Origin of the sequence: Leucobacter albus (assembly GCF_039528015.1) — a bacterium.
Taxonomy (GTDB): Bacteria; Actinomycetota; Actinomycetes; order Actinomycetales; family Microbacteriaceae; genus Leucobacter; species Leucobacter albus.
Genome location: NZ_BAAAKZ010000010.1, coordinates 291,524 through 315,574, shown reverse-complemented (window position 1 = coordinate 315,574; position 24,051 = coordinate 291,524). Strand labels below are relative to the sequence as shown.

Here is a 24,051-nt window from a genome sequence, read left to right as displayed (position 1 = left end):
GCCCCGGTACCGCTCCGGCTGGTACCCAGGTACCTGTCGACCCTTAGTGTGCTACCTCAGAGACGTCTGTGCCCTTAGGGGTGAGGAAGAACACCGTTGCCGCGATCGCGAGCATGGTGAGACCGCCGACGATGCCGGTGGCCTGCATCGAGTCGGTGAAGGCGGCGCTCGCCGTCTCCAGCAGCTCTGGCAGCCGCAGCTCCTCGGCGATCGCCGCGGCAGCCCCGAGGGAGTCGTTCGTCTGCTTGGCCGCGTCTGTGCCGAGCCCCGCGATGAGCGGGTTACCCGCGAGGCCGGCGCGGTAGAGAATCGCGGCGATCGAGCCGAGAATGGCGACGCCGAGCACGGCCCCGAGCTCGTACGAGGTCTCCTCGATCGCGCCGGCGCTGCCTGCCTTCTCGACGGGGGTGCCGTGCATGATCATCGCAGACCCGATCGCGAGCGAGCCCGTGCCGAAGCCCACGAGCGTGAGCGCGATGAGCACCGTCGTGTACGAGAGCGTGCCCGGCTGCAGCCCGATCGCGAGCATGCCGATGCCGGCGAGCGCGACGCCGCCTGCGAGCACCGCGCGGGCGCCGATGAGCCTGGCAACGTGAGGGGCTGCGAGCGACGCGATCGCGCCGGCCACCGCGACCGGAATGAGTCGCACGCCCGCTTCGATCGGGGTGGCGCCGTCGATGATCTGCATCCACTGCGCGAGCAGCAGCAGCGCAGCGCCCATCGCGAACGACGAGCCGAGCGCGGCGATGATGCCGGCAGAGAACGGCCGGTTTCTGAACAGGTGGAGCTCGAGCAGCGGCGCATCGCTGCGCAGGCAGCGCACGATGAACCAGGCGAGCAGCGCAGCGCCCACCGCGAACGCCGCGAGCGCGCTCGGCACGAGGAAACTCGACTCTGCTGCAAACGTCTTGATCGCCCAGATCACAAGCGTCATGCCGGCGAACGACAGGATTGCGGCCATGAAGTCCCAGCGCCCCGGGTTCGCGACGCGCGACTCCGGGAGCACGAGGATGCCCGCGATGACCGCGGCGAGCATGAGCGGCACGTTCACCAGGAACGCGGCGTGCCACGAGAAGTGCTCGAGCAGCAGCCCGCCGATGAGGGGCCCGACCGCGGCTCCGAGCCCCGCGACGGCGGCCCAGATGCTCAGCGCCGTTGCGCGCTCGCGCGGGTCGGTGAACGTCACGCGAATGAGCGAGAGCGTCGTCGGCATGATCATCGCGCCGCCGATGCCGAGCAGCGCGCGAATCAAGATCACGTGCTCGGCGCTCGAGGCGATGAGCACGAACAGCGAGGCAACTCCGAACAGCGTGTAGCCGAGCATGAGCATGCGTTTGCGGCCCCAGCGATCGGCTATCGCAGCGAACGACACGAGCAGGCCGGCGAGCACGAGCGAGTACACGTCGATGATCCACAGCTGCTGGGTCGACGTCGGGTGCAGCTCGGCCGCCATCTGCGGCAGCGCGATGTTCAAGATCGTCATGTCCATCGTGATGACGAGCAGGCTCGCGGTGAGCACGGCGAGCGCGCCCCAGCGGCGGGCGCGGCTGATTGGGGCCTGCTGCGGAGCGGCGGTTGTGGAGTTCTCGGGCAGGTTCGATGTGTGTGTCATGCGTCAGACTTTTCGGGTGGGTGGCCAGTCGTGCTGGTGGGGTGAGATGAAGTGTGAATGCCCGCGAGTGAGGTGAGCGCGAGGGTGACGCCCTCGCGGGTGACCGACTCGGGTCGCAGCCCGGCCTGAATGGTCGCGCCGTCGATGTACGTTGCGACGGCCTCGGCGCGGTCGTGCCCGATGTGCGCGGAGAGCATGTCGATGAGCTTGTCTGTCCAGCGCAGCGCGAGCTCGAGCAGCCGCGGCTCGGTCGTCGCGCTCGAGAGGAGGGCGATGTCGGCACTGACCGCGCGGGCGTCGTTGAGGTAGTTCAGCACCTCGTCGATCACGCCAGCCGGGTCGGCGAGCATGGTGGGCAGGTGCGGCGCGAACGAGGCGAGCGAGGCGTCGACCTCTTCTGCCAGCACCACGAAGGCGGCCTCGCGGAGTTCGTCGATCGACGCGAAATACTGCGTGGTGGATCCGAGGGCTACCCCAGCCTGGCTCGCCACGGCGCGGTGGGTGAGTGCGCCCGGCCCGCGGGTCACGATGATCTCTGCCGCGGCGCGCAAGATCGCCAGGCGGCGCGCCTCTGGGTCGCGTTTGCCGGGGGCGAGGGGCTCGGTGGTCATCGCGGCCTCCGTTTCTGTACTTATGTACATGTACATTTGTACATTACATTGCCGTAGCGACGCAACTCCGCGTCGCGGTAGCGTGGGGGTCGGCGGCGATGTCGCCGCAACCGGCTGTGCGCGTCTCTTCGGGCGGCCGGGCTCACTACCGAGGAATGAGGCCAGGCCAGATGGATACCATCAGCACCGCAGATCTCTACGACGAGCGGGGCTCCGAGCTCCAGTCGGTTTCGCTGCAGTTCAAAGACTGCGGCGGCGACACCAGCTTCAGCGGCACCGTGCGCACGGTGAAGTGCTTCCAAGACAACGCGCTGCTGAAAAGCATGCTGTCGACACCGGGCGAAGGCGCCGTGCTCGTCATCGACGGCGGCGGCTCGCTCGAGACCGCGCTCGTCGGCGACATCATCGCCGGCCTCGGGGCCGACAACGGCTGGGCCGGGCTCATCGTGCACGGCGCGATTCGCGACCGCGTTGCGATCGGCACGCTGCCGCTCGGGGTGAAGGCGCTCGGGTCGAACCCCGCGAAGTCTACGAAAACCGGGGCCGGCGAGGCCGACGTGCCCGTGACCTTCGGCGGGGTCACGTTTACCCCGGGCGCGACCGTGTGGTGCGACGCCGACGGGATCCTCGTCGAGCGGTAGGGTGGGCCCCGGCCGGCAGGGGCCGCTCGGCCGAGCAGGTTGCGCCCCTGGCCGATCTGCAGAACCGAGGGTGATCTGCACAAGACCGCAAGGATTTTGGGGTTGCTGACCTATCTCGTGCAGTTTGCCGGGTGGGGGCAGGGCCTCCGGCGCGCGCCGTGTCTACTTACTCGCCGAATGACACGAAGTGCGTGCTCGTCGTGGTGTAGAAATCGAACGCGCGGGTGCCCTGCTCGCGCGGCCCGTAACTCGACGCGCCGACACCGCCGAACGGGGCGTGCAGCTCAGACACCGCGGGCGATGCGTTGACCGAGACGAGCCCGGCGCGCACCCCGGCCTGAAACCGCTCGCTCACGGCCAGCGAGCGCGTGACGATGCCGGCGGAGAGCCCGTAGGGTACGTCGTTCGCGACCGCGATCGCCTCGTCGAGGTCGCCGGCCTCGATGACGCAGGCGACCGGGCCAAAGATCTCGTCTTGGTTCAGGCGCATCGCGCTCGTGCCGCCGGCGAACAGCGTCGGTTCGAGGTAGTACCCGCGGGTGTCGCGCTCGAGCTGCGCGCCGCCGGTGACGAGCGTCGCCCCCTCGGTGAGCCCGAGCTCGATCGCGGCGAGATCGGTGTCGAGCTGCGCTCGGGTCGCGACGGGCCCCATCTGCGTCTCGGGGGCGAGGGCGTGCCCCACCCGCAGCGCGGCGGTGGCGGCCGCCATGCTGGCCACGAACTCGTCGTGTACCGCGCGGTCGACGATGATGCGGCTGCTGGCGGTGCAGCGCTGCCCGGTTGCGCCGAAGCACGAATCGACGGCGACCCGCACCGCGAGCTCGATGTCGGCGTCGGCCGCGACGATGAGAGGGTTCTTGCCGCCCATCTCGGCCTGAATGCGCTTGGAGCCCGCCGCGTGAGCCGTGGCAAGCAGGTGCCTGCCAACCTTTGTTGACCCGGTGAAGCTCACCGCCGCGACGTCGGGGTGAGTCGCGAAGCGCTCGCCGACAACGCTGCCGCGCCCGGTCACGAGGTTGAAGACGCCGGCCGGTGCCCCCGCGTTCGCGATGATCTCGGCGAGCGACCAGGCCGAGGCCGGCACGGCTTCGGCCGGTTTGAAGACAACCGTGTTGCCAGCGGCGAGGGCGGGGGCGATCTTCCAGCTCGGCACGGCGAGCGGAAAATTCCAGGGCGCGATCACGCCGACGACGCCGACGGGCTTCAGCCGGGTGTGAATCGCGGTGTCTGCCCGTCGCGACGCGAGCACCTCGCCCTGCGGGGTGAACAGGTGGTTCGCGTAGTAACGGAAGGTCTGCGCTGCGCGGGTGACCTCGCCGATGCCCTCGGCGCGGGTCTTGCCCTCTTCGCTCGCGAGCTGCGCGCCGAGTTCTTCGCGCCTGGCGAGCAGCTCAGACGCGACCGCCTCGAGCACGTCGGCCCGCGCGGCAGGGCTCGTGCGGGCCCAGCCCGGCGCCGCCGCCGCTGCCGCGTGAACTGCCGCGTCGGTCTGCTCGAGCGAGGCCATCGCGTACTCTCCGAGCGGGGAGTCGAGGTCGCTGGGGTTTTCGTTGAGCGTGACGTCGGCGCCTGAAACCCAGGCGCCGTCGATGAGCAGGGGGCGAGCTGACACGGTGCGGTCTCCTCTAGTTCGTAGCTGGTCGGTGGGGTACGGCGGGCTAGGAGCCAGCGGCGGCGGCGCCAGCGGCCGCGGGGCCAGCGGCGGGGCCCGCGCTAAGCGCCTCGAGCGTGAACCGCGCGACGTCGACGGCCATGCGCTCGAGCGCCTCGGCGGTCATCGCCGCCATGTGCGGGGTGAGCATGAGGTTGGGGGCTGAGAACAGCGGGGCCTCGGGGTCGGGCGGCTCGGGCGAGAACACGTCGACGGCGGCGCCTGCGAGCCTGCCCTCGGTGAGCGCGCTGGCGAGGGCCGCTTCGTCGACGAGCCCGCCGCGCGCCGCGTTCACGAGCACCGCGTCGGGGCGCAGCAGCGCGAACTCGCGCTCACCGATGAGCGGCCCGCGCTCCGGGTCGCCCGGTACGTGCAGGCTGAGGGCATCGACCGTTGGCAGCAGCGTCTCGAGGTCGGCAACCGGGGTGATGCCGAGGGAGCGCAGTGCCTCGGGATCCGCCCACGGATCCACCGCCGACACCCGCATGCCGAGCGCGAGCGCCCGCCGCGCGACCGATTGACCGATCGCGCCGGCGCCAACTAGCCCGAGGTGCGCGCCAGCGAGCTCGCGGCCGATCAGCCCGAGCCTGTCGACCTGGCCGGGCAGCGACCCGCCGGCGGCGGTGAAGCTGCCGCCGCGTAGGGCCCGCTCGACCTCGGCGAAGCGCTTGAACAGCTGCATGATCGCCGCGATCGTGTATTCGCCGACCGACTCGGTGTTGCTGCGCGGGGTGTTGACGATGCGAATGCCGCGCGCCTCGGCCAGCTGCCTGTCGATGTTGTCGGTGCCGGCGCCGTGGCGGCCGATGACGCGAAGACCGGGGCCGTGGTCGAGAATTGCGGCGCCGATCTGGGTGCTGCGCACGATGATCGCGTCGGAATCTGCGAGCGCGGCGGCGAGCCCCGGGTCGTCGGGGCCGGTGAGCTGACGAAGCTCGCAGGCCTCGCTGAGCGCAGCGACACCGGCGGGGTGAATGGACTCGAGCAGGGTGATGATAGGCACGGAATCTCCGGGTTGCGTGGTTACAGAATGCTGGGAAGGAACGTCGTCACGGCCGGCACGTAGCTCACGAGCAGCAGCACGATGATGAGCGCGAGGAAGAACGGCATGAAGGCGCGCGTGATTTCGCCGATCTTCGCTCCGGTGATCGCGCTCACCGTGAAGAGCGTGCTGCCGACCGGGGGAGTGATCGAGCCGATCGTGACGTTGAGCACGACCATCACGCCGAACTGCACGGGGTCGATGCCGAGGCCGGCTGCCAGCGGGGCGAGCATTGGCGTCATGATGATCATCAGGCTCATCGCGTCGATGACCGCGCCGAGCAGCAGCAGAATGACGTTCACGAGCAGCAGGAAGAGGATCGGGTTGTCGCCGACAACACCGAGCAACTCGCTCAGCTGCTGCGGCACGCGCTCGTAGGCGACGACAATGCTGAACACGGCGGCCGCCGCGATGATGAGCATGAGCATCGCGCTGGTGAGCGCGGCGTCTTTGAGCACCTTCGGAATGTCGCGCCAGGTCATCTGCTTGTACACGAAGATCGACACGAGCAGCGCGTAGATCACGGCGATCGCGCTGAGCTCGGTCGGGGTGAAGACGCCGATGCGGAGCCCAACGAGCAGCAACACGGGCATGAGCAGCGCCGAGAACGAGGCGCGGAAACCGCGCATGATCTCGCGGAACGACGCGCGGGTGTCGCGGGCGCGCGGGTGGTTCAGGCGCTCGGCGAGAATGCGCACGGCAACGCTGAGCACGACCGCGATGAGGAGCGCCGGGAGCACGCCGCCCATGAACAGGGCCCCGACCGAGACATCGGCGAGCACGCCGTAGAGAATCAGGCCGATCGACGGAGGCAGAATGGGTGAGATCGAGCTCGAGGCCGCGGTGAGCGCCGAGGCGTAGGCGTTGCTGTAGCCCTCGCGGCGCATGATAGGCACGAGCACCTTCGAATCGATCGCCGCGTCTGCCTGCGCCGAGCCGCTCATGCCGCCGATCATCAGGCTGTTGAGCACGTTGACCTGCGCGAGCCCGCCCTTGAAGTGGCCGACGAGGGTGCCGGCGAAGCTCATGAGCCGCTCGGCGAGCCCGCCGCCGGCCATGATGCTGCCGGCGAGCACGAAAAGGGGCACGGCGACGAGCGGGAACGACTCGAGCCCGCTCGTGAGGCGCTGCACCACGAGCGACATCGCGCGCCCATCGACGAAGACGTAGATGAGCGAGACGCTGAGTAGCGACAGGTAGACGGGAACGCGCAGCGCAAGCAGCGCGAGTAACACGACGAAGAGAATGAGAAGCAGCATTGACTAGCCCTGCTTTCCGGTGAGCTCGTCGCTGACGACGTTGACGAAGCGGGTGTCGAAGTCGTCGAGTTCGACCTCTTCGACCGGAATATTGACCCGCTCGTAGGCGGGGTTGCGCAGGCCGGCGACTGCGCGGGTTGCGTGCACGGCGGAGTGGATCACCATGAGGCCGAGCCCGACGAGGGCCGCGACGGTGATGTACTTCTTTGAGACGCCGATGCCCGGCATGATGAGGAAGCGCGCCTTCTCGAGGTAGATGACCGTCGCGACGCAGATGGTGCCGAGCACGAAGAGCGTCACGGCCTCGACGAAGAGGTCGATGAGGGCGCGGCCGCGGTGACCGAGCTTGCCAGAGAGAAAGTCGAGGCAGATGTGCGCGCCGCGGCGGCTGATCGCGGCCGAACCGAGGTAGACCATCCACACCATGCAGAACATCGAGAGCGGGCCGGCCCACGCGAGCGGGTGGTTGAAGACGTATCGCATGATGACGTCGGCGGTGATGGCGACTGCCATGACGCCCATGAGGGCGGCCGGAACCCACTCTTCAACGGTGGTGAGGGTGCCCCTGAGCCAGCGGGGCGCCGGTCTTGCGGCTACTGTTTGCACGGATGCTCCTTTGCACTCGGCAGGTCGCACTGATGCGACACCGATACGTCAGGCACCCATCTTAGTCACAATTCATCACTCTGCGGGCGATGTTCTGTAACGAATAAGCATTTTGCCCCGTCTTAGAGGGCGCCCCAGCCGAAGCGGTGCGTGCGAATCGAGTAGTACGGGAAGGTTTCGAGCCTGAGCACCCCGGGAACCTTGCGCACCTGGTGGTTGATCGCCTCAAACATCGCGGCCTGATCTTCTGCGATCACCTCGACGAGCAGGTCGTACTGACCGGCGGCGATGACCACGTAGACGACGTTTTGCAGGTCGTTGAGCGCGGCGGCGATCTCCTCGACATCGCCCTGGGCGACGATGCCAACCATTGCCATGCTGCGGTAGCCGAGCTTCAGCGGGTCGGTGACGCCAACGATCTGAATGATGCCGCGCTCCTCGAGCCGCATGACCCGGCGGCGCGCACCCCCGGCGGTGAGGCCGACGAGCTCGCCGAGCTCGGCGTAGCCGCAGCGGCCATCGCGCTGCAGCGCGGAGAGCAGCTTCCGGTCAATGTCATCGATGTCGTTGGGCTCGGGGTTTACGTCGATCACGCTCTATCGCCTTGCTGTGATGAAAAATGACTATTTTGGATAATTTTGTGATGTAGGGTGATTTCTCAGAGGCTTTGAGTGTTCCACGCGACATCGAATGGGGTTGTAATGACTGAGAGTATCAGCCGAGCTTGGCTTTTGGCGCGCCCGGGAGTGACCGAGGGGGCCGCCGGCGAAATCGCCGAGCGCTGCTTCGGTGTTCGCGGCCACGCGATCGAGGTCGGGAGCCAGCAGGACCGCAATTTCGCGGTGCGCGGCGAGACCGGCGACGGCATTCTGCTGAAAATCGACAACGCCGCAACCGACGACGCGACGCGTGAGTTTCAGGCGCTCGTCGGTGGGGCCATCGCCGCGGCGGGGGTCGCGACGCCCGCCGCTGTCGCCTCGCTCGATGGGGCAGACACCCGCGTGGTGACCGCCGCCGAGACCGTCGTCGCGCGCGCCTTTCAGTGGATCGAGGGGCGCCCGCTCGCCGACGAGATGCGCCTCAGCGGCTTCCGCGCCGAGCAGCTCGGAACGCTCGCCGGCCGGGCCGCGACGGGGCTGCGCGGCATCGAACACCCCGCGGCCGATCGCGATATTCAGTGGGAGCTTGGCCGGGCCAACGCGGTGATCGAGGAGCTGGCTGGCGCGCTTCCCGAGGAACGCCGGGCCGAGTGCCTCGCCGCAGCGCGCCGCGCCGACGCCGCGGTGAGCGCGCTGTCGCACAAGCTCCTGCGGCAGGTTATTCACGGCGACATCACCGCCGACAACGTGCTGTGCGACGCCGCCGGAACGCTGTGGGTCGTCGATCTCGGCGACGCGGCGATGTCGTGGCGCGTCGCCGAGCTTGCCGTCACCGCCGCCGACGTGCTCGGCCGCACCGGCAGCATCGCGCAGGTGGGTCGCGTGGTGCGCGGGTTCTGCGCCGAGGCCGAGCTGAGCGAGCCAGAGCTCGCCGCGCTCTGGCCCCTCATCGTGCTGCGCGGCGCCGTGCTCGCGGTGAGTGGCTGGAGCCAGCTCGACATCGACCCGGGCAACGACTACGCCAGGGAGCGGCTCGAACACGAGTGGGAGGTGTTCGCCAGGGCTGCGGCAATCGACCCGGCAGAGGCCGAGGCGCAGCTGCGGCTCGCCGCGGGCCTGCCGCACCGCTCAGGCACCCAGTACGCGCCGCTCGCGGGCGCGTCACCGCAGCCACTCGACCTCGGCGTTGCGAGCGAGCTGCTCGATCGCGGAGCCTGGCTCGAGCCGGGCATCGAGCAGCGCCTCGCGGAACAGGCGCTCGCGGCCGCGCCGGTCGTCGCCGCGCCCTTCGGGCAGGCGCGGCTCAGCCGGGTGTCGCCACGGGCAGATGCACCGGCCGCGGCCCGCTCCCGCGCGATCGAGCTGTGGGCCGCGCCCGGCACCGAGCTCGTCGCCCCCTTCGCCGGCGAGCTCGGCGGCGACGACGAAGCGCTCGAACTCGCCGATCTCGGCGTCGTGCTGCGCCTGAGCGGCGCAGCCAGGCTCGCCGCCAACGGCCGGGTGCGCGCGGGTCAGGTGATCGCGCGGGTGCCAGCCGGTCTGCCGGTGCTGGTCTCGCGGCGCTGGCGCGATGCGGCCCCCGACCCGACGTTTGCGGCATTCGATGGGGAGTACGAGACTGACGGTGCGCTCGACCCCTCGCTGATCGTTGGGGTCTGCGCAGTCGCGGATCCTGAACTCGAACTGCGCGGCGAGCGCACCAGGCGCGACGCCGCGATGGGCGGCGCGAGCGAGCGTTACTACGCCGAGCCCCCGCGCATCGAGCGCGGCTGGGGCGCGCTGCTCATCGAGACTCGCGGCCGGGCCTACCTCGACATGGTGAACAATGTCACCGCGATTGGCCACTCGCACCCGCGGCTCGCAGACAGCGTTGCCAGGCAGCTCAACCTGCTGAACACGAACTCGCGCTTTCTGTACGGGCTCTACGCCGACTTCACGTCGCGGCTGCTCGAACACTCACCCGACCCGGCACTCGACGTCGTCATTCCCGTGAGCTCTGGCTCCGAGGCGAACGACCTCGCGCTGCGGCTCGCGCAGGTGGCGACCGGGCGCAAGATGATCGTCGCCGCACGCGAGGGGTATCACGGCTGGACGATGGCCTCAGACGCCGTGAGCACCTCGGCGTTTGACAACCCGCACGCCGCCGACTCCCGGCCCGACTGGGTCGACATCGTGAGCGCACCGAACGAGTATCGCGGGCGGTTTCGGGGTGAGGGTGCCGCCGAGCGCTACGTCGCCGAGCTGCGTGAGCGCCTCGCCGAGCTGGCGGCGGCCGGCCGCGCGCCAGCCGCGTTTATCTCGGAGCCCGTGCTCGGCAACGCCGGCGGAGTGATTCCGCCGGCGGGCTACCTCGCCGGGGCGTACGCTGCCATTCGCGAGGCCGGCGGCGTTGCGATCGCCGACGAGGTGCAGGTGGGCTATGGCAGGCTCGGGAGCCACTTCTGGGGCTCTGAGCTCGCGGGCGCTGTGCCCGACATCATCACCGTCGCGAAGGCGGCAGGCAACGCCTTCCCGCTCGGGGCCGTGATTACGAAGCGTGAGATCGTCGACGCGCTGCGCGAGGAGGGAATGTTCTTCTCGTCGTCGGGCGGGGCGCCCGCGAGCATGGCAGCAGGCCTCGCGGTGCTCGACGTGATTCGCGACGAGGGGCTGCAAGAGAACGCCCGCGTGGTGGGGGAGCACCTCATCGAGAAGCTGCGGCGGCTCGGCGAGCGCCACCCGATGCTCGGTGAGGTGCACGGCTCAGGGCTCTACCTCGGCGTCGAGCTCGTGCGCGACCGCGCGACGCTCGAGCCAGCAACCGAGGCGACGCGCGAGGTGTGCGAGCGGCTGCTCGCCCACGGCGTCATCATGCAGGCGACCTCCGAGCGGCAGAACGTGCTGAAGGTGAAGCCGCCCATGACGCTGACGATCGCGCAGGCCGACGTGTTCGTGGCGGCGCTCGACCGTGTGATGAGCGAAGTGGAATCGCTGAACTTGTGACGAATTGTGATAAATCATCACCAAAAAGTGTTGTATGGTGATTGTGCGCCAGTTCGAAAAGGTATTTCGATGATGAAAATGAATTTCCCACGGCGCCAATTCTGTGGAGACAGACCGGAGGTATCAAAGGTGATCAAACGTAAAATTGCCGCGGCGGGCATTGCCGCCGTTGTGGGGCTCGCGCTCGCTGGCTGCTCGACGAATGCGGGCGGCGACGCGGGTGACTCGGGGGCGGTGACCACCATCTCGGTGTCGCACGTCGAGGCCTCGTCGAGCATCACGCACAAGACGCTCGAGGCAGTTGCCGAGCGCATCAAGGAGCGCTCGGGCGGCTCGCTCGAGCTCGAAATCTACCCCGACGGCCAGCTGGGCACCTCGGCAGACACGCTGCAGCAGTCGGCGTCGGGCGAGCCGCTCATCGGCTACACCGACGCGGCAGAGCTCTCAGCGCTCGCACCCAACAGCAACCTCGATATTCTCGCGGGCCCGTTCCTGTTCGAAAACACCGACCAGGCGCAGACCTTCCACGAGTCTGACGAGTTCGCCAAGATGAACGACGCGCTCGCCGAAGAGGGCGGCGTGCGCGTGCTCGCGCTGAACTACTTCCTCGGCACCCGAAACATTCTCGGCAAGGCGGCCTACCCCGAGCCGGCAGACCTCGGGGGAGTGAAGCTGCGCGTGCCGCCCATCGACTCGTTCACCCGCACGACCGAGCTGCTCGGCGCTGTGCCGACAACGGTCGACTACACCGAGGTCTACAGCGCCCTGCAGCAGGGCGTCGTCGACGCGGCCGAGAACGACATCAACTCGATGCTCGACCAGAAGTGGGGCGAGGCAGCGAACCAGCTGACCATGACCCACCACTTCCAGCTGTTCCTCGGCTTCGCTATGGGCACCGCGGCGTTTGACGCACTCACCGAAGAGCAGCAGCAGATTCTCGTTGAGGAGTTCGCCCAGGGCGGCATCGACTCGACCGCCGAGAACGCCTCGATCGAGAGCGACACGCTCCAGGCCCTCGAAGACGCCGGGGTGACCATCACCGAGGCGAACCTCAAGGCCTACCGCGAGCAGACCAAGTCGTACTACGACAGCTACCCAGCGGGTCTCCTCGACAGCGTGCGCAGCGCAGCAGGCATGTAAACCGGCTGGGGCGGCGGGCGAGCGCCCGCCGCACCCGGCACCCCGGTGCCTGGCCCACGGGCCAGCGCCGAACAGAAAGCAGGAATTTGATGAGTGTCACCGCCGCAGTCAATGGTGAGGTGTCGTACTGGTTCTCGCAGGTTCCACCGCGGGCGCCGCGGGAGCGGCTCGAGCGCGATCTCACCGTCGACGTCGCACTCGTCGGGGCTGGCTACACGAACCTCTGGGTCGCCTACTACCTCAAGCAGGCGAGGCCCGACCTCGACATCGCGATCATCGAGCGCGAGGTCGCCGGGTTCGGTGCCTCGAGCCGCAACGGCGGGTGGATCTCGTACGGCCTGCCAGGCCAGCACAGCCGCTACGCCAAAGCGCACGGTGTGCAAGCGGTGCGCGAGTTTCAGCGCGAGCTCTTCGACACCATCGGCGAGATCGTCGACGTCGCAGCGCGCGAGGGCATTGACGCCGATATCGCCCACGAGGGCGAGGTCGCGATCGCACGCAACCCCGCCCAGCTCGCCAGGCTTCGCGAGGAGTTCGAGGGGGGCGCGAAGTGGGGCTTCGGCCCCGACGACCTCGTGATGCTCGACCGCGACGGCGCGAACGAACACGCGAAGCTGTCGAACGCCGTCGGCGGGCTGTTCTCGCCGCACTGCGCCAGGGTGCAGCCGGCGAAACTCGCGGCGGGGCTCGCCGAAACCGTCGAGCGCATGGGCGTGCGCATCTTTGAGCACACGTCGGTGGCAGAGATTCTGCCGCACACGGCCGTCACCGAGCGCGGCCACAGGGTCACCGCTGAGTTCGTGGTGCGCGGCACCGAGGGCTACACAAACTCGGTGAAGGGGCACGCGCGCGACTGGCTGCCGAAGCTGTCGAGCATGCTCGTCACCGCGCCGCTCACTCCCGAGCAGCACGCCGCGATCGGGTGGGACACGAACGTCATGGTGCGCGACGCCGGCCACTTCTTCAGCTACATTCACCGCACCGCAGACGACCGAATCGCCCTCGGCGGGCCAGGCGTACCGTACCTGTGGGGGTCTGGCTGGGACGACCGCGGTGCCACGCTGGCCGCCTCCGAGCGCGCGCTCGTCGAGGCGCTGCACAAACTCTTCCCGATGCTCGCAGAGCACCCCATCGACCACACCTGGACGGGCATTCTCGGTATTCCGCGCAACTGGTCGGCGACCGTGACGCTCGACCGGGCCAGCGGCCTCGCCGTCGCCGGTGGCTACGTCGGCGACGGGGTGACGAGCACGAACCTCGCGGGCCGCACGATGCGCGACCTCATTCTCGGCGAAGACACGGCGCTCACTCGCATGCCCTGGGTCGGGGGCCAGATTCGCAAGTGGGAGCCAGAACCGCTCCGGTGGGTGGCGCTCCGCGGCATGTACAGCGTCTACAACCTCGCCGACAGGCTCGAAGATCGCTCCGGCAGCGCGAAGACCTCGATTCTCGCGCGGGCGGCGAACGTCATCGCCGGGCGCAGCTAGTCGGGCTAGGTTCGCAGTATGACTTCGACAACTGACGCCGCTTCGCAGGGCCAGGCCAATGGGTTGCGGACTGAGGGCACCGTGTCGCTGGCGCACGCCGCCGCCCGCCCCGCCGGCGACCTGCTCATCGTGATTCCCGACGCAGAGAGCGAGGCAGACGCCGCGGCGTTTCGCCGCTGCTTCGCCGACCAGGCGCCCGCCGGTATCGCGTTGCGCGTGCACGTCGGCGAGCCGGGCACGCCCGCGGCCTGGGCCGAGCTCGTCGCCGACGCCGACGCGATTATCTTGAACTGGAAGCTACCTGACCACGCGCTCGACGCGGCGGGTCGGCTGCGCGTCGTGTCGTTTCTCGGCACCGGCGCCGCCGACCACCTCGATCTTGCCCTCGCCGAGGAGCGCGGCATCGACGTGCGCACGGTCTCTGGCTACTCCAACGACGCCGTCGCCGAGCACACGCTCGGGCTGCTGCTCGCCCTCGCTCGCGGCACCGTCGCGCGCAACCGCGAGCTGCGAGCCGGCAATTGGCAGCCCGAAACGGGCATGCAGCTGGCAGGAAAGCGACTTGGCCTCATCGGGTACGGCGGCATTGGCCAGCGCGTCGCCGAGCTCGGCACCGCGTTCGGCATGGAGGTGCTCGCGTGGACCCGCAGCGGCCGGGTTTCGGGCCCAGCGCGCAGCGCCGAGCTCGTAGAGGTGCTCGAAACGAGCGACGTCGTGAGCCTGCACCTCGCGCTCACCCCCGAAACGACAGGGTTCATCGACGCGGCCGCGCTCGCGAAGCTGCGCCCCGGCGCGCTGCTCGTGAACACCGCCAGGGGCGCCCTCGTCGACGAGGCCGCGGTACTCGCTGCGCTCGAGAGCGGAGCGCTCGGCGGCTATGCGACCGATGTGTTCGCGGTTGAGCCGGTCGCCCCAGAACACGCCATCGTTGCCCACCCGCGCGTCGTCGCAACCCCGCACATCGGCTACGCCACTGCCGACGCCGAGGCCGAGTTGCTGCGGCGCGGAGTCGCGAACGCCATCGCCGGGCTCGACGCATCACCCACCACGCCATGAGCTCCAACGAAGGGACCACCATGACATCGCAGACCCCCCGCAGCGGCGGCGAACTCCTCGTCGACACCCTCGCAGAGCAGGGTGTCACCCGCGTGAGCTGCGTGCCGGGAGAGAGCTACCTGCCCGTGCTCGACGCGCTGCGCGAGGCTCCGATTGAGGTCGACGTCTGCCGGCACGAGGCCGGGGCAGGCAACATGGCCGTCGCCGTCGGCAAGCTCACCGGCCGCGCCGGCGTTGCGATGGTGACCCGCGGGCCGGGCGCGATGCACGCGGCGATTGCGGTGCACACCGCCGAGCAAGACGCAGTGCCGATGCTGCTGCTCATCGGACAGGTCGCGCTGCGCGACCGCGAGCGCGGTGGGTTTCAAGAGATGAATTACCACGAGGTGTTCGGTTCGGTCGCGAAGTGGGTGGTGTCGCTCGACACCGTCGAGCGCATCCCCGAGACCATGGCGCGCGCGTTCCGCATCGCCGAGGGCGGGCGCCCGGGCCCCGTTGTGATCGAGATGCCCGAAGATGTGCTCGCCGAGGTCGCCAGCGTGCCTGACGTGCCGCGCATCGAGCAGCTCAGTGCCGCGCCGACGCCCGCCGCTGTCGCCGCGATTCGCGACAGGCTGGCCGCCGCCGAGCGCCCGCTCGTGCTGCTCGGGCGCAGCACCTGGTCGCAGGAGACCGCCGACGCGGCCCGTGCCTTCGCGGAGCAGTACGAACTGCCGACCCTCGCGGCCTTCCGCTGCCAGGATTACATCGACAACACCGCCGCCGTGTACTGCGGCCACGTCGGGCTCGGCACCGACGCGACGCTCGCCGCCAGGCTCGAGCAGGCCGACGTGATTCTCGCCGTCGGCGGGCACATCGGCGATGCCGAAACGAAGGGATACGAGATTCTCGGGCCGCGCCCGGGCCGCACGCTGCTGCACGTCGCCGCGAGCGAGATGGATGTGGATCGCTACCTGCAGGCGAGCGTTGCCGTGCAGGCGACCCCCATCGAGTTTTTCCGGGCGATGCTGGGGGCTGGCTCCGCTCCCGAGGGCGATCCCGCCGTACCCGCAGCCGGCGCTGCGGCTGGCGACACCGCTGCCTCAGACCCGGCCGCGCGCCGCGCCTGGCTCACCGCGCTGCGCGCCGAGGAGGTTGCCCGTGCGACCCCGCCGCAGCAGGCCGACGACGTGCTCTCGGCCATCATGACCGAGCTCGCAGACGAGCTGCCGGCCGACACGATCGTGGCCAACGGCGCGGGCAACTACGCGGTGTGGGTGCACCAGTTCGTGAAGTACCGCCGCTACGGCACGCAGCTCGCGCCGGCGAGCGGCGCGATGGGATTCGGCCTGCCGGCTGGCATCGCGGGCGGCCTCGTGCACCCCGAGCGCCCCGTCGTCGTGTTCGCTGGCGACGGCTGCTTCAGCATGGCCATGACTGAGATGGGCGTGCTCAAGAGCTCGGGGGTGCCCGCGATCGTCGTGATCGTGAACAACGGCATCTACGGCACCATCAGGCTGCACCAGGAGCGGCGCTACCCCGGCCGGGTGAGCGCAACGTCGTTCGAGAACCCCGATTTCGTGCTGCTCGCGCAGGCCTTCGGGTTCACCGCCGAGCGCGTGACCGATGCCGAGGAGTTCATGCGGGTGTACCGCGAGGCGAGCGCGCGCGGTGAGGCTGCGGTGATCGAGGTCATGGTGGATCCGCAGCGCTCGACGCCCTCCGTGCGCCTCGACGAGCTCCAGGGTTAGGGGGCTAGCGGCTCGGGGGTGGGGGCCCAGCCCGCCCTGCCCTCCCTGCGATCTGCAGAAGCCTGGGTGATCTGCACGAGACCGCAAGGAATTTGGGGTTTCTGCCCTATCTTGTGCTGTTTGCCTGTCTTGTGCAGGCCGCTGGCGGGCAGGGGCTGCTTGGCCCGGCGGGCTGCGCCCCGGCGCAATCTGCAGAAGCCGGGGTGATCTGCACAAGATCGCAAGGAATTTGGGGTTTCTGCCCTATCTTGTGCTGTTTGCCGAGCGGGTGCAGGCCCCAGCAACCACAGCCCCAAACCCCAAGGCCCAGGGGCCCAACCCCTACTGCTCCCCGCGCTCCAGCAGCTCGAGCAGCTTCTTCGACCCGCGCGCGGCGTCGACGCCAACAGCGGCGCAGCGCACCCGCAGCTCGGCATCGCTCGTGACGACGACGCAGAGCCCACCGCTGGCGGCTAGGGCCTGCGCCTCGGCAACGATCGCATCGTCGCCGGAGTGCTCCGCATCGACGACCCGCACATTGCCCGTCGGGCTGATGCCGCGGGCGGTGCTCTCGGTGATGAACACCCAGTCTGGGAACACGAGCCCGCCGTGCAGCTCAGCGGGCATGCGCATGAACGCCGGCCGCACCCCGATGCCAGACAGCGCGTGCGCCTCGATGCGGTCGCGCAGCCTCTCGGTCGAGCCCTTGCGGTCTTTCCACCACCCGTCTGGCACGGTGCCAACGACATTCGCGGCGTCGACGATGATCGTCGGCCTGCGCCGCACGATCGAGCGCAGCAGCTCCCACGAGGTTGCAAAGGCCGGGTGCAGGGGCTTCTCGGTCACGGCGTCGACGGGCACCCACTCGAGCGCGTGGCTCTCGGGGTCGGTGATTTCGGGCGTAAACGGGGCCTGGACCTCGGCTATGACGGTGGTGTAGGTCCAGCCGCCGCGATCCAACACGTGCGTGTAGCGCGGAATTACCGCGTCGTCGGGCACCCCGGCCTCCTCTTGCGACTCGCGAATCGCCCCCGCGATCGCCGCCTCGCCCTGGTTCAGCGCCCCGCCGGGAATGCCCCACGTGTTGCCGTGGTCGCTCCAGCTGACGCGGTGCTGCATGAGAATCGCGTCGAGCCCGCGGTCGTAGGCGAGCAACCCGGCCGCGCCGAACCTGCCCCAGTAGCGGTTGCCGTCGGCGGCCGTCACCCATGCGTCACCGGGGTCTCGAAGGTCGCTCATATCTCCCAGACTATCGCGCCGGGCACGCGCTACCGCGTGAGGTTTCGCTCGAGGCCCGCGAGGGTGCGCTCGATGCCCGTCGCGTTGCGGCTGGGGTAGCGCAGCAGCTTGATGAGCGCCGGGATGCGCGCGCCGCGGTAATCGAAGGTCTCGGTGACGCGGGTCGCGTCGGAGCCCACGGGTGCGAGCTCCCACCGCCACCTTTGCCCCATCGGGAGCCGCCACTCGAGCACGCGGCCCGGCTGCACCTCGGTGACGGTGCTCGTCATGCTGTAGCGAACCGGCCCGAGGTGCATGCGCACGGTGAACCTGTCGCCGAGCTGCAGCTGCGTCGGCCCGACGACTGTCGCCGAGACAGTGCCCGAGCCGTCGAGTTCGTGGTGACGGTGCGGGTCTGAGAGCACCTCGTACAGCGCCTCGGGTGCCACGCGCACGACTCGGCGGCGGGCGACGCGGCCCTGCCCAAGATCGACAGTTTCGGTCTCGTGCTGCATGGGCGCGCTCGCTTTCTCTGTGGTTCGCGTGGGGCACGCGCCCCATCACCCCATCGTAGGCAGGGCAGCCTGTGCTGCGCCGGGGAGCTCGGGCGCGGTGCGGGGCGCGGTGCGAGGCGCGCGGCAGGCGGCGCGGCCGGGCTATGATTCGGGCATGCGCGAGCAACCCACGAGACAGCAGCTGATCGGGTTTCGGCTGCGCGGCCACGGGCTCCAAGGGCCGCGGCTGGCCGGCATTGCTGGCGGATCCGCGACCGCGGTCAACCCCAGCCAAGCGCGCGAGCACGCGGCTGCTGCCGGGCCAGCCGCGGTGGGCGAGCACGCCGCCAGCCAAGCGAGCGAGCACGCGGCTGCTGCCGGGCCGACCGCGGCGGGCGAGCACGCCGCCCTGATCGCGGCAGCGGCCCGCTGCGGGGTTCAGAACAGCCCGCCGGGCTCAGCGATTCTCGCGCTGCACGCGCGCGCCGGCGGCGTCACCCGCGAGGCCTTCACGGCAGCGATCACAGACGAGCACACCCTGCTGCAAACCTGGAGCCTGCGCGGGGCGCCCTACATCTTTCCGACGGCAGACGCGGCGCTCTACACCGCGGGCGTGCTGCCGCCGACCGAGGCCGCGGGTCGTCGATTCTTGCCCGGGGTGGTGCCGGCGCTCGACGCGCTCGGGCTGACCCTCGAGGCGGCGAGCGACCTCGTGCAGGCCGAGATCGCCGATGTGCTGGCCGGGCGCGCGCTCGACATCCACGAGCTCGGGCACGAGATTGCGCCGCTCATCGCCGCGCGCCTCACCGACACTCAGCGCGCGCACTGGAACAGCGAGGGCCCGCACGCCCCAGGCCAATCGATTGGCGAGGCGGTCGTGCACTTCTGCATGCGCATCGTGACGCTGCGCGGCGTCGCGTGCATCGCGCCCCGCGAGGAGCGGCGGGCGCGCTTCGTGCTCGTGAGCGAGTTTCTTGGGGATGCGCTGCCCGGTTGGCCCGCCGGGCCCGCCGGGCCCGCCGAGGCTGCGCGCGCCGAGCTGCTGCGCCGCTACCTGCGGTGCTACGGCCCGGCCACCCGCGCAAGCTTCGCGGCGTGGCTTGGCGTCGGGGCCGGCGACGCCTCGGCCTGGTGGGATCTGCTCGAAGACGAACTTGCGCCCGTTGAGCTCCCGGCGGGAGGCAACGCGGGCGAGGCCTGGCTACTCGCGGCCGATCTGCCCGCGCTCGCCGCAGCGGATCTGCCCCAGCGCAGCGCAGCACAGCCCGACATGCGGCTGCTGCCGCCAGGCGACCCCTACCTGCGGGCGTGGGATCGCGACACGATCGTCGCCCCTGCCGAGCAGGGCGCGCTGTGGCGCAACGTCGGTGGCCCCGGGGCGCTGCTCATCGACGGCGAGGTGCGCGGCACCTGGCGCCCGAGCAAGCGCGGCAGCACGCTCACCGTGAAGGTCACGCCGTTCGCCGCGCTCTCGGTCGCGCAGCGCGAGGCGGTGGCGGCCGAGGTCGAGCTGATCGCGCCGCTTCGCGGGGCTACCCGCAGCGACACGGTGTTTCAACCGGCGTAGTCGCGGGCGGCGGCCCCGCGCCCGGCCCCGCGCCTGGCCCCAGCAGCCTGTGGCATTCTTGTGGGGTGGATATCGAGGTGACGCGCAAGCTCACCATCCCGGCAGCGGAGCTGGGGTGGCGCTTCTCGCGATCCTCGGGCCCGGGCGGGCAGCACGTGAACACCTCTGATAGCAGGGTCGAGCTCAGCTGGGACGTCGCGGCGTCGAGGGTGCTTAGCGACGAGCAGCGCTCGCGGATCCTGAACAAACTCGCGCACCGCATCGTCGCCGGCACGCTCACCCTCGCCGTGTCGGAGCAGCGCTCGCAGCTGCGCAACCGCGAAACCGCCCGCGAGAAGCTCGGCGATCTCGTGGCGGGCGCGCTCGCCCCCGACGGGCCCAAGCGTCGCGCGACGAAGCCGACCCGGGGCTCGCAGCAGCGCCGCCTGCAGACGAAGGGCAAACGCTCAGAGGTGAAGCGCAACCGGCAGCGGCCGGGCCTCGACTAGCGGCGTGCTCGCGCTGGGCCGCAGTTGCCGGCCGCCCCACCGGAGCACACGAAGTTCATCAAAGCACACGATAATGGTGCGAAATAACGTGTGCTCCGGTGAACTTCGTGTGCTTTCGTGAGTCTGGCCCGGGCCAGTGCCAGCGCCCGTGCCAGCGCCAGCGCCCGCACCCCGCGCCGCACGCAAGCAGCGAGACAGGCGCGCTACACCGAGGCGGGCAGGGTGCGCAGAATCTTCTCCATCGCCTTGCCCTTTGCGAGCTCATCGACGAGCTTGTCGAGGTAGCGAATCTCGAGCATCAGCGGGTCTTCAATCTCAGCGAGCTTCACGCCGCACACCGACCCGGTGATCGCCGAGCGCGCGATGTTCATCTTCGGGGCATCGCGGAAGAACTCCTCGAGGTTCACCGGGTTGCCGGGCTCGATGAGCTCGTCAAGCTGCGCCTGCGAGTAACCGGTGAGCCAGCAGATAACCTCGTCGAGCTCTGCCTTCGTGCGCTCTTTGCGCTCGACCTTGTGAATGTAGTTCGGGTACAGATCTGAGAACGCGAGCTTGTAGATGCGGTGTCCGGCCATGGGAACAGGATACGTCGGTTTTGCTGAGATGCGGCTCTCCGTTCGCAGGGCGCATGCTAGCTGTTCCCTGGCTGCGAACCACCCGGGTCCGGGTGAGCGCAGGAGCGTATGCTGGACGGAGTCCATCTAAGTCGAGCGCGAGGAGTCGCCGGATGCCGATCACGCAGACGATACTCGAGGTCGCGGGGAGCGACCCCGATCGGCTCGCGATCGCCGGTGAGGCCGAGGGCGACCGGCTCAGCTACGCCGAGCTCGTCGAAGACTCGCGCCGCGTGTTCGCCGTCGTCGACGCACTGCACCGCGCGCAGGTCGCCCCGCCCGCACCAGCTCCCGAGACGCGCGGCATTCCGATCACCGCGGTGAGCCTCGACTCGGCATTTCACACCTCGCGCATCGTCGCGGGCCTCGCCGGGTACCGGGCGGTGTCGGCGACGATCGACCCGCGCTGGCCGCTCGAGCACCGCACAAACGTGATTCTCGCGACCGGCATCGGGGTCGTCGTGAGCGACGCGGCAGACCTCGCCCCGGCGCTCGCGGAGCGCGGCTGGGGCGGCACGATCGTCTCGCTCGCAGATTTTCGCGCTGCGGAGCTTCGCGCGGGTGAGCGGGGCGGGGTGAGTGGCGTGGCGGATCCGCAACGCACCACACCCCAGCCACCCGCGCCGACCGTGCGCGACGGCGACGAGCCGTTCCTGCTGCTGTTTTCGTCTGGCACGACGAGCGCACCGAAGGGCTTTCTGAAGACCCGCGCCCAGTACCGGGCGAACGTTGCCGTGTCGAGCGCGCACCTCGAACCGCTGCCCGGTGTGCACACGCTCGCGCCGGGGCCGGTGTCGTACAGCCTCACCCTCTACGCGCTTATCGAGTGCCTCGCGACCGGGGGAGCGGCGCACATGGCCGATGCGTTCGATGCGATCGAAATGGCTCGCCGCGTGGACGGGGAGCGGATCACCCGGGTTGTCGCCGTGCCCGCGCTCGTGCAGTCGCTCAGCGACGCCGCCCGCCGCGAGGCTGCCCGCGGCGAGACCGGGCGGTTCGCGTCGCTCGAGCTTGTCGTGACCGGGGGAGCGAACCTCTCGGCGTCGCTTCGCGAGGGGCTTGGCGCGGTGCTGCCTGGGGTGCGGCTCATCAGCTACTACGGGGCCGCCGAGATCGGGTTCATCGGCGACAGCCGTGGCGGCGACGGCACGCTCATTGAGGTGTACGAGGGGATCGGGTTCGAGACCCGCTCCGAATTGGGCGAGCGGGTGCCCGACGGCGAGTTCGGCACGCTCTGGATCGATGCCGCAGCCTGCTCCGACGGCTACCTCGCGGGCACCACCGACGCCGTGCTGCGCGGGGCCGACGGCTGGGCGACCGTGCACGACCAGGGGCGCATCGTCGGCGGCAAACTGCAGCTCGCCGGGCGTGCCGGAGACATCGTCGTGACGGGTGGGCACAAGGTGGCGCTGCCCGAGGTCGAACGGGCCTTCGACGGGATGCCTGGGCTCGGGGCCGTGTGCGCGATCGCGCTGCCGCACCCGCGGCTCGGGAGCGTTGTTGGGCTCGTTGTTGAAGGCGTGGCAGAGGGTGGGGCTGGCGGGGCCGTTCCCCTTCCCGGCAAGGACGAGCTGCGTGACTGGGCGCGCGAGCGCCTCGCCCCGCAGTTCGTGCCGCGCCAGTGGTACCGCGTCGATGCGCTGCCGCGCACCGTCGGTGGGAAGATTCGCCGGGCCGAGACGGTTGCACTCATCGAATCAGGCGGAGGGGAGCGACTGTGAGCGAAGCAACCAGCAGCGGGGGCGCACGGGGCGGCTCTCCCGCGCCGCGGGGAGTTAGCACCCCGGGCGGGCGACGCGTCGTCATCACCGGGCTCGGCGCCGTCACCCCGAGCGGCATCGGCGTGCCCGAGCTGTGGAACGCGGTCGCTATGGGGCGGAGCGCGATCACGCGGCTCGAGGGCCCCGAGTTCGACGGCCTCGCCGTGCGCATCGGCGGGCAGGTGCGCGGCTTCGACGTGTCGACCGTGCTCGAGCGGAGCCTCGCAAAGCGGCTGAGCCCCGTGCAGCACTGGGCGATCGCGGCGGCCGACGAGGCGCTCGCGCAGGCCGGGGTGCGCGATGCCGAACTGCCGTGGGGCGCGGAGCGGGTCGCCGTGATCGCGGCGACCGGGTCCGGGCCGATCGACGCGATGCAGTCGGCAACCCGGGTGCTCGACGAGCGCGGCCCGCGCGCGGTGCCGCTCACGCTGTCGATCCACGGCGCCCCCGACTCAGCGGCGGCGCTCCTCAGCCAGCGGTACGGGCTCCGCGGGCCCGCCCAGGGCGTCTCCGCGACGTGCGCGAGCGGCGCGGTCGGGCTGGGTGATGGGCTCAGGCGGATCCGCCACGGCTACGCCGACGCGGTGCTCGTCGTCGGCATGGAGGACTGCCTGAACGGCGTCAACCTCTCCTCGAACGCGAACATGCGGGCGCTCGCCGCAGGCTACGAAGATGCGCCGGAGACCGCGTCGCGGCCGTTCGACCGGGCCCGCTCGGGGTTTGTGATGTCGCAGGGGGCTGCGGCGATCCTCATCGAATCGGAGGAGCACGCGCTCGCGCGCGGTGCCGACGTGCTCGCGGTGCTCGCCGGGTTCGGCTCGGCGAGCGACGCCCACCACGCGACGGCGCCGCACCCCGAGGGCCGCGGCGCAGCACAGGCCGTGCGCGAGTGCCTCGCCGACGCGGGCGTCGGGCCCGAGGCAGTCGACCACATTAACGCGCACGGCACCGGCACCCCCGCGGGCGACGCCGCCGAGCTCCTCGCCCTCGAAGCGGCGCTCGGCGAGCACGCGCGCCGCACCCCGATCACCGCGACGAAGTCGAGCACCGGGCACCTGCTCGGCGCGGGAGGCGTCGTCGAGGCGATCATCTCGGTGATGGCGCTGCGCCAACGACGCTTGCCACCGACACTGAACCTCGACGACCCGGAGTTCGACGGCTGGGACTTCGTCGCCGGGGAGGCCCGCGCGGCCGAGGTTTCGAGCCTGCTGTCGACCTCGTTCGGGTTTGGTGGGCACAACGGGGCCGTGCTCATCGAGCGGGCGTAGGGCCTCCGGGGAGCGCTTTGAGCCCGCTAGCACGGAGGCCGAAGGTGGCGACCGAGCTGTCGCCACCAGTGATTGCTCCTCCAACGGAGCATCCAGGTTGTTGGTCATCATGCTGAGAAGCGGTCGGTCAGTGATCCCCAAAGGGGTTCGGCCGCGCACGTCAGACATTGGTTCGTTCGTTCGCTTGCAATGCACAGTTCGGGCAGCCTGGCTCAATTTAGCCTTCACGAATGAGCTTGGACCTGGA

Annotated in this window: 20 protein-coding genes; 10 read left to right on the top strand and 10 right to left on the bottom strand. The window is 69.9% G+C overall.

Translation table 11 applies throughout. From position 1 onward, the window contains the following. Positions 1–43 precede the first annotated feature (43 nt). Both ABD115_RS12525 and ABD115_RS12520 read right to left on the bottom strand, forming a co-directional pair. A complete protein-coding gene (locus ABD115_RS12525) occupies positions 44–1,612 on the bottom strand; it encodes an MFS transporter (protein WP_343961317.1) in 1,569 nt (522 codons plus the stop codon). Further along, positions 1,609–2,223 carry a TetR/AcrR family transcriptional regulator gene (locus ABD115_RS12520; RefSeq protein WP_343961315.1) on the bottom strand — a complete coding sequence of 205 codons (615 nt, stop codon included), beginning with the start codon at positions 2,221–2,223 and terminating at the stop codon, positions 1,609–1,611. The genes ABD115_RS12525 and ABD115_RS12520 overlap by 4 nt, the downstream gene beginning before the upstream one ends. Before the next feature lie 170 nt (positions 2,224–2,393). Between ABD115_RS12520 and rraA the strand changes: the two genes are divergently transcribed. Continuing rightward, on the top strand, positions 2,394–2,864 hold the full coding sequence (gene rraA, locus ABD115_RS12515; RefSeq protein ID WP_343961312.1) for a ribonuclease E activity regulator RraA: 471 nt from the start codon (positions 2,394–2,396) through the stop codon (positions 2,862–2,864). 166 nt (positions 2,865–3,030) lie between these two features. Here the strand turns inward: rraA and ABD115_RS12510 are convergent, their stop codons facing one another. From ABD115_RS12510 to ABD115_RS12490, 5 genes are all read right to left on the bottom strand, one after another. Then, entirely contained in the window at positions 3,031–4,476 is a 1,446-nt protein-coding gene (locus tag ABD115_RS12510; RefSeq protein WP_343961310.1) for an aldehyde dehydrogenase family protein, read from the bottom strand. Between the two features lie 46 nt (positions 4,477–4,522). Further along, on the bottom strand, positions 4,523–5,518 hold the full coding sequence (locus ABD115_RS12505; RefSeq protein ID WP_343961308.1) for a hydroxyacid dehydrogenase: 996 nt from the start codon (positions 5,516–5,518) through the stop codon (positions 4,523–4,525). A 20-nt stretch (positions 5,519–5,538) separates the two neighbouring features. Beyond that, positions 5,539–6,816, bottom strand: coding sequence for a TRAP transporter large permease (locus ABD115_RS12500; protein WP_343961306.1), 1,278 nt, complete (start codon positions 6,814–6,816; stop codon positions 5,539–5,541). A gap of 3 nt (positions 6,817–6,819) precedes the next feature. Then, on the bottom strand, positions 6,820–7,422 hold the full coding sequence (locus ABD115_RS12495; protein WP_343961304.1) for a TRAP transporter small permease: 603 nt from the start codon (positions 7,420–7,422) through the stop codon (positions 6,820–6,822). 122 nt (positions 7,423–7,544) lie between these two features. Then, the gene (locus tag ABD115_RS12490; protein WP_343961302.1) at positions 7,545–8,015 is read right to left on the bottom strand and encodes an Lrp/AsnC family transcriptional regulator; all 471 of its coding nucleotides are present in this window, start codon (positions 8,013–8,015) and stop codon (positions 7,545–7,547) included. A 108-nt stretch (positions 8,016–8,123) separates the two neighbouring features. On the opposite strand from ABD115_RS12490, the gene ABD115_RS12485 reads away from it, so the two are divergent. The 5 genes from ABD115_RS12485 (at position 8,124) to ABD115_RS12465 (ending at position 16,416) form a co-directional block, all read left to right on the top strand. After that, the gene (locus tag ABD115_RS12485; protein ID WP_343961300.1) at positions 8,124–11,003 is read left to right on the top strand and encodes an aminotransferase; all 2,880 of its coding nucleotides are present in this window, start codon (positions 8,124–8,126) and stop codon (positions 11,001–11,003) included. A 129-nt stretch (positions 11,004–11,132) separates the two neighbouring features. Further along, positions 11,133–12,143 carry a TRAP transporter substrate-binding protein DctP gene (gene dctP, locus ABD115_RS12480; protein WP_343961298.1) on the top strand — a complete coding sequence of 337 codons (1,011 nt, stop codon included), beginning with the start codon at positions 11,133–11,135 and terminating at the stop codon, positions 12,141–12,143. A gap of 89 nt (positions 12,144–12,232) precedes the next feature. Next, the gene (locus ABD115_RS12475) at positions 12,233–13,630 is read left to right on the top strand and encodes an NAD(P)/FAD-dependent oxidoreductase (protein WP_343961296.1); all 1,398 of its coding nucleotides are present in this window, start codon (positions 12,233–12,235) and stop codon (positions 13,628–13,630) included. Positions 13,631–13,648: 18 nt separating this feature from the next. Further along, positions 13,649–14,686, top strand: a complete 1,038-nt coding sequence (locus ABD115_RS12470; RefSeq protein ID WP_343961294.1) for a 2-hydroxyacid dehydrogenase — start codon at positions 13,649–13,651, stop codon at positions 14,684–14,686. Between the two features lie 20 nt (positions 14,687–14,706). Continuing rightward, a complete protein-coding gene (locus ABD115_RS12465) occupies positions 14,707–16,416 on the top strand; it encodes a thiamine pyrophosphate-dependent enzyme (RefSeq protein ID WP_343961292.1) in 1,710 nt (569 codons plus the stop codon). Between the two features lie 321 nt (positions 16,417–16,737). On the opposite strand, the gene ABD115_RS12460 is transcribed toward ABD115_RS12465, so the two are convergent. Both ABD115_RS12460 and ABD115_RS12455 read right to left on the bottom strand, forming a co-directional pair. After that, positions 16,738–17,634: an NUDIX domain-containing protein gene (locus ABD115_RS12460; RefSeq protein WP_343961290.1), complete on the bottom strand. Its 897-nt coding sequence runs from the start codon at positions 17,632–17,634 to the stop codon at positions 16,738–16,740. Between the two features lie 29 nt (positions 17,635–17,663). Then, positions 17,664–18,128, bottom strand: coding sequence for an SRPBCC family protein (locus tag ABD115_RS12455; RefSeq protein ID WP_343961288.1), 465 nt, complete (start codon positions 18,126–18,128; stop codon positions 17,664–17,666). Between the two features lie 154 nt (positions 18,129–18,282). Here ABD115_RS12455 and ABD115_RS12450 point away from each other — a divergent pair, with 154 nt between their 5' ends. Together ABD115_RS12450 and arfB are read left to right on the top strand one after the other, a co-directional pair. Further along, positions 18,283–19,674, top strand: a complete 1,392-nt coding sequence (locus ABD115_RS12450; protein ID WP_343961286.1) for a winged helix DNA-binding domain-containing protein — start codon at positions 18,283–18,285, stop codon at positions 19,672–19,674. Positions 19,675–19,739: 65 nt separating this feature from the next. After that, positions 19,740–20,162 (top strand): alternative ribosome rescue aminoacyl-tRNA hydrolase ArfB, encoded by a 423-nt coding sequence (gene arfB / locus ABD115_RS12445; RefSeq protein ID WP_343961284.1) that lies wholly within the window; start codon positions 19,740–19,742, stop codon positions 20,160–20,162. Positions 20,163–20,365: 203 nt separating this feature from the next. On the opposite strand, the gene ABD115_RS12440 is transcribed toward arfB, so the two are convergent. Continuing rightward, entirely contained in the window at positions 20,366–20,737 is a 372-nt protein-coding gene (locus ABD115_RS12440) for a DUF2200 domain-containing protein (RefSeq protein ID WP_343961282.1), read from the bottom strand. Between the two features lie 152 nt (positions 20,738–20,889). Here ABD115_RS12440 and ABD115_RS12435 point away from each other — a divergent pair, with 152 nt between their 5' ends. Together ABD115_RS12435 and ABD115_RS12430 are read left to right on the top strand one after the other, a co-directional pair. Next, the gene (locus tag ABD115_RS12435) at positions 20,890–22,497 is read left to right on the top strand and encodes an AMP-binding protein (RefSeq protein ID WP_343961280.1); all 1,608 of its coding nucleotides are present in this window, start codon (positions 20,890–20,892) and stop codon (positions 22,495–22,497) included. Between the two features lie 83 nt (positions 22,498–22,580). After that, positions 22,581–23,804, top strand: a complete 1,224-nt coding sequence (locus ABD115_RS12430; protein ID WP_382388976.1) for a beta-ketoacyl-[acyl-carrier-protein] synthase family protein — start codon at positions 22,581–22,583, stop codon at positions 23,802–23,804. Positions 23,805–24,051: the final 247 nt, after the last annotated feature.

Bases quoted from the DNA above. Each gene is read 5' to 3' on its own strand.
- ABD115_RS12525 (WP_343961317.1), bottom strand. From the start codon at position 1,612: ATGACACACACATCGAACCTGCCCGAGAACTCCACAACCGCCGCTCCG.
- ABD115_RS12520 (WP_343961315.1), bottom strand. From the start codon at position 2,223: ATGACCACCGAGCCCCTCGCCCCCGGCAAACGCGACCCAGAGGCGCGC.
- rraA (WP_343961312.1), top strand. From the start codon at position 2,394: ATGGATACCATCAGCACCGCAGATCTCTACGACGAGCGGGGCTCCGAG.
- ABD115_RS12500 (WP_343961306.1), bottom strand. From the start codon at position 6,816: ATGCTGCTTCTCATTCTCTTCGTCGTGTTACTCGCGCTGCTTGCGCTG.
- ABD115_RS12485 (WP_343961300.1), top strand. From the start codon at position 8,124: ATGACTGAGAGTATCAGCCGAGCTTGGCTTTTGGCGCGCCCGGGAGTG.
- ABD115_RS12475 (WP_343961296.1), top strand. From the start codon at position 12,233: ATGAGTGTCACCGCCGCAGTCAATGGTGAGGTGTCGTACTGGTTCTCG.
- ABD115_RS12470 (WP_343961294.1), top strand. From the start codon at position 13,649: ATGACTTCGACAACTGACGCCGCTTCGCAGGGCCAGGCCAATGGGTTG.
- ABD115_RS12465 (WP_343961292.1), top strand. From the start codon at position 14,707: ATGACATCGCAGACCCCCCGCAGCGGCGGCGAACTCCTCGTCGACACC.
- ABD115_RS12460 (WP_343961290.1), bottom strand. From the start codon at position 17,634: ATGAGCGACCTTCGAGACCCCGGTGACGCATGGGTGACGGCCGCCGAC.
- ABD115_RS12455 (WP_343961288.1), bottom strand. From the start codon at position 18,128: ATGCAGCACGAGACCGAAACTGTCGATCTTGGGCAGGGCCGCGTCGCC.
- ABD115_RS12450 (WP_343961286.1), top strand. From the start codon at position 18,283: ATGCGCGAGCAACCCACGAGACAGCAGCTGATCGGGTTTCGGCTGCGC.
- ABD115_RS12440 (WP_343961282.1), bottom strand. From the start codon at position 20,737: ATGGCCGGACACCGCATCTACAAGCTCGCGTTCTCAGATCTGTACCCG.
- ABD115_RS12435 (WP_343961280.1), top strand. From the start codon at position 20,890: ATGCCGATCACGCAGACGATACTCGAGGTCGCGGGGAGCGACCCCGAT.